General features: G+C 62.5%; 6 protein-coding genes. All 6 read right to left on the bottom strand.

Translation table 11 applies throughout. The features are described 5' to 3' along the window. Positions 1-313 precede the first annotated feature (313 nt). On the bottom strand, positions 314-721 hold the full coding sequence (locus ACLPJJ_RS11105) for an ExbD/TolR family protein (protein ID WP_443591041.1): 408 nt from the start codon (positions 719-721) through the stop codon (positions 314-316). Between the two features lie 4 nt (positions 722-725). Beyond that, entirely contained in the window at positions 726-1,385 is a 660-nt protein-coding gene (locus ACLPJJ_RS11100; RefSeq protein WP_443591040.1) for a MotA/TolQ/ExbB proton channel family protein, read from the bottom strand. 3 nt (positions 1,386-1,388) lie between these two features. Then, positions 1,389-3,206 carry a dipeptide ABC transporter ATP-binding protein gene (locus ACLPJJ_RS11095; RefSeq protein WP_443591039.1) on the bottom strand — a complete coding sequence of 606 codons (1,818 nt, stop codon included), beginning with the start codon at positions 3,204-3,206 and terminating at the stop codon, positions 1,389-1,391. After that, the gene (locus ACLPJJ_RS11090; protein ID WP_443591038.1) at positions 3,203-4,057 is read right to left on the bottom strand and encodes an ABC transporter permease; all 855 of its coding nucleotides are present in this window, start codon (positions 4,055-4,057) and stop codon (positions 3,203-3,205) included. The genes ACLPJJ_RS11095 and ACLPJJ_RS11090 overlap by 4 nt, the downstream gene beginning before the upstream one ends. Further along, on the bottom strand, positions 4,050-4,994 hold the full coding sequence (locus ACLPJJ_RS11085) for an ABC transporter permease (protein WP_443591042.1): 945 nt from the start codon (positions 4,992-4,994) through the stop codon (positions 4,050-4,052). The genes ACLPJJ_RS11090 and ACLPJJ_RS11085 overlap by 8 nt, the downstream gene beginning before the upstream one ends. A gap of 5 nt (positions 4,995-4,999) precedes the next feature. After that, the coding region (locus ACLPJJ_RS11080) for an ABC transporter substrate-binding protein (protein ID WP_443591037.1) at positions 5,000-6,184 on the bottom strand (1,185 nt) is incomplete at its 5' end.

Below are 6,184 nucleotides of genomic sequence, written 5' to 3'. Positions count from 1 at the left end.
CGCCACCAGTTTCTCAAGCCGCACCCGATCCTCAGGCGAAAGCTGGATCTCCTCGTCGGTCCTCATGAATACCGACTCGCACATCTCGCCAAGTTAGGGAATCATCCGTCTCGGTCAGAACACTAGGATGGGCCGGAAATCCTCCGTTATTCAATACGCCGGCTTTGTCTCATAGGCCCTGCCGGGGACAGGATGCCGCATCAGATGGGGGCAGAACCCGTCGAACGCAAGTCAGGGTTGCGAGTTCGACGGGTTCAACTGAACGCCATGGTCCTTGCCGGTGGATGAAGCCGGCCTTGGGGGCGTTTTCGTCCTATTGAGCGTTATTGGTGGCGATGCCGATATTGGTGATGCCGGCTTTGCGGGTGAGGTCCATGACATTCATCAACTGTTGCAAGCTGGTGCCTTTGTCACCGGCCACGACCACATCCGTGTCGTTGGTGGCCTTCACGCCCTGCAGATATGTCTCCAGCGCGTCCGCGCTCATGACCTGATCCTTCACATGCATATTGCCAGCCTGGTCGATGACGATGACCACTTGCGTGTGCGGCAATTGCTGCGCCGTGGAGGCGCCCGGCAGCGACAGCGTAACGCCGGAATCCGGAATCATTTTCAGCACGATCATCACGAAGAACACGAGCAGGAACATCATGATGTCGATCATTGGCACGATTTCGAGCCGTGGCTTCTCGCGCTCCATAAAGTCGCGGCGTTTGCGCATGGGCTTATACCCCCGCCAAAATGCGCGCCGGACGGGCGGCGAATTCGTTGGTGCCAACCCCCTGACCGTGGGTACGGTTGATGAGGATGAGCTTGATCAGATCGAGCTGATGCATGATCTGGCGCGTGAGCGCGTTGAAGTAGTTCACGAAATAGACGGCAATGATGGCGATGAACAGGCCAGCGCCGGTGGAGATCAGCGCATCCGCGATGCCGCCGGTGACCTTGGACGGCCCGCCATCGGAAGAGATCACGTTGAATGCCTGGATCATGCCGATAATGGTGCCGAACAGGCCGAGCAGCGGCGCGATGGTGACGACAGTGTCGAGAACCCACAGCAGGCGCGTGATCTTGGGTGTGGCGGAGAGGATCTCCTCTTCCAGGTGCATTTCCATCTCTTCCGCATCCTCCCCGCGCGAGGCGATGGCGGTGGCAATGAGATGGCCCTGCAACGTGTCAGCGGATTCATTCGCCAGAGTCTGGAGGCCAGAAATATCCTGGTACTTCACCTGGCGCAGCTTGTTGTGAATGTTCTTCCCTTGGCGCAGGACTTTCTTCAGCAGATAGGACCGCTCGATAACCACCGCCAGCGCGAGGACGAGCAGCAGAAACATGATAAGCAGCAACCCGCCGCTGAGAACGATCAGCCTGATAATTTCACTCATAATTTAAAACTCCTGAGTTAAATGAGGGCGCAATTGCGGTGCGGCGCTGATGAGCGCCTTGGTGTATCCGTGTTGCGGGCACGAAATCAGTTTGCTTGTTTCATTCATTTCCACGATGCGCCCGGCGTTCAGCACGGCGATGCGGTCCGCCATGTAGCTGACGACGGCGAAGTCGTGGCTGATGAGAATGTAGGAAAGCGCCAGACGCGAGGCGAGATCCTTCAGCAGGTTCAGCAGCATCGCCTGCGTTGAGACATCGAGCGCCGAGGTGGGCTCATCCAGCACGATGATCTCCGGCTCCGCCGCAAGGGCGCGGGCGATGGCGATGCGTTGGGCCTGGCCGCCCGAAACCGCACCGGGCAGACGCGCCGCCATCTCCGGGTTCAGCCCCACGCTGGCGAGCAACGCCTCCACCCGCGCGCGCAGATCGGCGTTGCTCATGCCCCCCTTCAGCCGCAGCGGCTCGGCAATGACCTCGCCGATGCTCATGCGCGGGTTCATGGATTCGCGCGGGTCCTGGAACACCACCTGAAGCTTCCGCCGCTGCGCGCGTCGGTCCTGGCCCCGCAATGAGGAGAAGGAGCGCCCCTCCAGCAGCACATCGCCTTCGTACGGCAGCATTTGCAGCACGGCGCGGCCAAGAGTGGATTTGCCGGAACCGCTTTCCCCCACCACGCCCAGGCACTCGCCACGGCCCAGGGTGAGGGAAATATCCGCCAGCGAGGGCGGGTGTTTCTTGGTTCCGCCAAACCAGCCGCTGGCGCCGCCATAGCGCACGGCGAGGTTCCGCAACTCCAGCTGGGGCGGAAACTGCCGCGGCGTGGCCGGAAGCGCCGGGGCGGCGGCGTAGGCCGGTTGCGCGACAGCCGGCAGCGGGTACAGGCAGGCGGCCGCCGTGCCAGCCGCGGGTGAGGGCAGGGGATAAGCGGCGCTGCAATCCGCCTGCGCATACGGGCAACGCGGCGTGAAGCGGCAGCCTGCCGGGCGTGATTCCGGCTCCGGCAGATGGCCAGGAATGTTCTGCAGCCTGGCCTGGCCGAGCCTGGCAACGGCGCCCAGCAACGCCTCGCTATACGGGTGGCGCGGATGCGCGAAGAATTCCTTCGCCTTGCCCCACTCCACGCTGCGCCCGGCATACAGCACATGGACGCTGTCGGCATGTTCCTCCACCACCGAGAGGTCATGCGTGACGAACAGAACGCCCATATTGTGCTCACGCCGCAGCCGGGCAATGAGCGTCATGATCTGCTTGGCGATCAGCGGGTCCAGCCCGGTGGTGGGCTCGTCCGCGATGAGCAGTTGCGGCGAGCAGGCCAGCGCCATGGCGATCATCACGCGCTGGCGCATGCCGCCGGAGAACTGGTGCGGGTAATCGTCCAGCCGGGCAGCGGGGTTGGGAATGCCGACCTCGCCCAGAAGCTCCAGCGCCCGTGCCCGTGCGGCCTTGGCCGAGCCGCCCTCATGCACACGCCAGGCTTCCATGATCTGCGACGCCACGGTGCGCGTGGGGTTGAGCGCCGAGAGCGGGTTCTGGAACACCATGCCGATCTTCTTGCCGCGCACGCGGCGCATCGCCGCCTCGTCCGCCTGCGCGAGGTCCATGCCGTCCTGCCAGATCTCGCCGGTGATTGCGGCGCCTTTCGGCAGCAGGCGCATGATGGAAAGTGCTGCGATGGTCTTGCCCGAGCCGCTCTCCCCCACCAGCGCCACCATCTCTCCTGGCGCCACGGTCAGGTCGAGATGCTCCAGAATGGGCACATTGCCAGCGCCTCCGCGCGGCAGCGAGACGGATAGATTCCTGATGTCGAGTACGGCGGTCATCGGTTATTGCCCCATAGGCGCAGCAGGCCCTGTCCGGTGAGCGAGGCCGCGAGCAGCGAGCCGAATACCAGCAGGCCGGGCGGAACAATGAGCCACCAAGGGTCGAGCGCGATAATGTCCAGTGCCGTTTCCAGCAGGCTGCCCCAGCTCACTTGCGGCGGCTGCACGCCGAGCCCCAGAAAGCTCAAGGCGGAGAGCGCAAAGATCGAATCGCCGATCATGAAGGTGCCGTTCACCACCAGCACCGGGGCGATGACGCGCAGCAGATGCGCCCGCGCGAGATAAAGCCGGCCGGCGCCGGATTGCTCGGCGGCGAGGATGAAATCCCGTCCGCGCTGGGCCAGCACCTCGTTGCGCACCAGTCGTGCCAGCCCCGGCCAGGAGATGAAGCCAAGCAGCAGGATGAGGCTGGTGTTGTCCAGCGTCACCAGCGAGGCGAAGAAGATGAGCACGATGAGGCTCGGCAAAGCGAGGAACACGTCCAGCAGGCGCATCAGCAGCTTGTCCACCCAGGCGGGGGCAAGGCCGGAGATAAGTCCGTAGGCCAGCCCGGTGAGAAACGCCACCAGCGCCGCCGGCAGCGCCACCACCAGCGTGGCGAGACCGCCGGAAAGCAGCAGCGCCAGCCCGTTCCGCCCCAGCTCATCCGTGCCCAGCGGGAACGCGAGGCTGGGTGCTTCCAGCGCATGCGCCGGGTGGATGGCGTATGGGTCCGGCGTGTAGATAAACGGCGCCACGAAGCCGATGAACAGGATCACGGCGCTCAGGACCAGCCCGGTCGTGAGCGTGCCGTGCTTGCTGAACGCGCGCGCCAGCAGGCGGCTGGGCGAAGCCATGGTGGCGTTACTCATAGCTTGCCCTCGGGTCGAGCAGGCCATTCACCAGATCCGCCAGCAGGTTGCCAATGACGGTGAGCAGGCCGATGAGCAGCACGATGGCGATCAGGATGGGGTAATCCTGCGAGAGCGCGGAGCGCCACATGAGCCAGCCGAGGCCAGGATAGTTGAAAACCGATTCCACGATGACACCACCAGTGAAGATGTAGGGAAAGGACAATCCGAGCATGGTGACGAGCGGGCGCAGCGCGTTGCGCAGCACATGGCGGAACAATATGGCGGAGAACCCCACGCCCTTGGCCCGCGCCGTGCGCACGTAATCTTTGCTCAACTCGTCATGCACCGCCTCGCCGAAATAGCGCGAGAGCGAGGAGACTGTGAGCAGCGCTACCGTGGTAACCGGCAGCACCAGATGCACGGCGAAGCTGCCAATGCCAGGATGCACCTGCCGGAGATTCGTAATGCCGCTCGCGGGAAACCATTTGAGCTGCACGGAGAACCACAGCACCAGCATGGCGGCGACGAAGAAGGGCGGCAGTGCGTAGAACCCGAGCTGGAAGCCGCCGATGAGCTTTGCCGGCCAGCGGTTGAAGTAAACCCCCTGCACCAGACCAAGAAGAATCGAAAGCGCGGTGCTGACCACGATGGCGGTGGTGTAGAACACCAGCGTGTTCACCTCGTACTGCCACAGCAGCGCGCCGACCGGGCGGTTGAGCAGATAGGAATAGCCGAGCTGCCCATGTGCCAGATGCCACCACCACACGGCATATTGCTGCCAGAGCGGATGATCGAGCCCCAGCCTTGCGTTGAGCTGCGCGACCGAGGTGGCGGTGGCCTTCTGTCCGAGGATGGAATAGGCCGGCCCGCCGGGCGTGAGATGCGCCATGAAAAATACCAGCGTGACCAGGATGAAGATGGACAGACTGGAGGACGCCAGGCGGCGGGAGATCATTTTTATCAAGGCTGCGCGCTCCCAGTGCAGTAGAGCTTATCCGGGTAATAGTTATATGCGGGGTCCATGAAATCCTGCACACCGTGGATGTTGTCGCGGGCCAGAATGGAGATCGACTCCTTCTCCTGAAAAAGCACCGGCTGCTGCGCGCTGGCGTAGGTCTCATAATCATACAACCCCTGCAGCCCCGGCTGGTTCGTGCTTTCGTCAATCAGCTTGTCCATGGTCGGATCAGAATAACCGCCGGAATTCAGAAACGAGCCGGTCTTATACAGCTCCTCGCCGGTGGGATAGCCGGGGGCGTCCTCGCCCAGTCCCGCTGCCTCCCAATCAGCTTGCGGATTGTTCAGCAGCGCCAGCATCTGGTTGAACTCGATGTCCCGCACTTTCATCTCGATTCCAACCCGTTTCAGGTAAGCCTGGTTCATCTCCGTGATCTGCTCGATGAGCACATCGCCGGTGAGGTTCAGATAGGTGAAGGAAAGGCGCTGGCCGTTCTTCTGCATGATACCATCCGGCCCGCGCGTGTACCCCGCCTCCCGCAAAAGCGCGACCGCTTTTGCTGGATCATACGAGACCGGATACTGTCCCGCCTTCATGGCCGGGGTGAGATAGGTGGGCGGCACGGGCGGCACCGGGCCGTAAATTTCCGTGCCATGGCCGTGGTCGATCAGCGCCACCATCTCCGCCTGATTGATCGCATCCGCCATCGCCTGGCGCACGCGGACATCGTTGAAGAACGCTACCTTCGAGTTGCGGAAATTCAGCATGATCTCATTGAAATCGAGCGACGGGGGCAGGTTGACCATGTAAATCCCAGGCAGGTTCCGCACAGCGTTCCACAGTCCCATCGGGATATTGGCCATGTCCAGATCGCCCGATTCCACCTGCTGCACGGTCTGGCCGTCAACCTCCACGAATTTCCAGATCAGCCGGTTGAAATGCAGCTTCGCCCCTTCCCAGCGCGGGTTGGGAACCATGACAAGATCGAGCCCGATTTCGAGTTTCTGTGGCACTAGCGGCCCATCCACAACCTGAAAGAAGGATGGGTCGCTTTGTTCCTGAAAGATCTGATCGGTGCTGTATTTTTCCCAGGCATGCTGGGGCAGCGGCATGAACTGGCCAAGGCCGTTATAGATATACCAGTTCGGGTTCACCTGGCGCTTCAGCACCACCTGAAACTGCGTGGG

Origin of the sequence: Acidocella sp. (assembly GCF_052326845.1) — a bacterium.
GTDB lineage: Bacteria > Pseudomonadota > Alphaproteobacteria > Acetobacterales > Acetobacteraceae > Acidocella.
The sequence above is the reverse complement of the archived record's forward strand: the minus strand, read 5'-3'. Positions and strand labels throughout refer to the sequence as shown.

Bases quoted from the DNA above. Each gene is read 5' to 3' on its own strand.
- ACLPJJ_RS11105 (WP_443591041.1), bottom strand. From the start codon at position 721: ATGCGCAAACGCCGCGACTTTATGGAGCGCGAGAAGCCACGGCTCGAA.
- ACLPJJ_RS11100 (WP_443591040.1), bottom strand. From the start codon at position 1,385: ATGAGTGAAATTATCAGGCTGATCGTTCTCAGCGGCGGGTTGCTGCTT.
- ACLPJJ_RS11095 (WP_443591039.1), bottom strand. From the start codon at position 3,206: ATGACCGCCGTACTCGACATCAGGAATCTATCCGTCTCGCTGCCGCGC.
- ACLPJJ_RS11090 (WP_443591038.1), bottom strand. From the start codon at position 4,057: ATGAGTAACGCCACCATGGCTTCGCCCAGCCGCCTGCTGGCGCGCGCG.
- ACLPJJ_RS11085 (WP_443591042.1), bottom strand. From the start codon at position 4,994: ATGATCTCCCGCCGCCTGGCGTCCTCCAGTCTGTCCATCTTCATCCTG.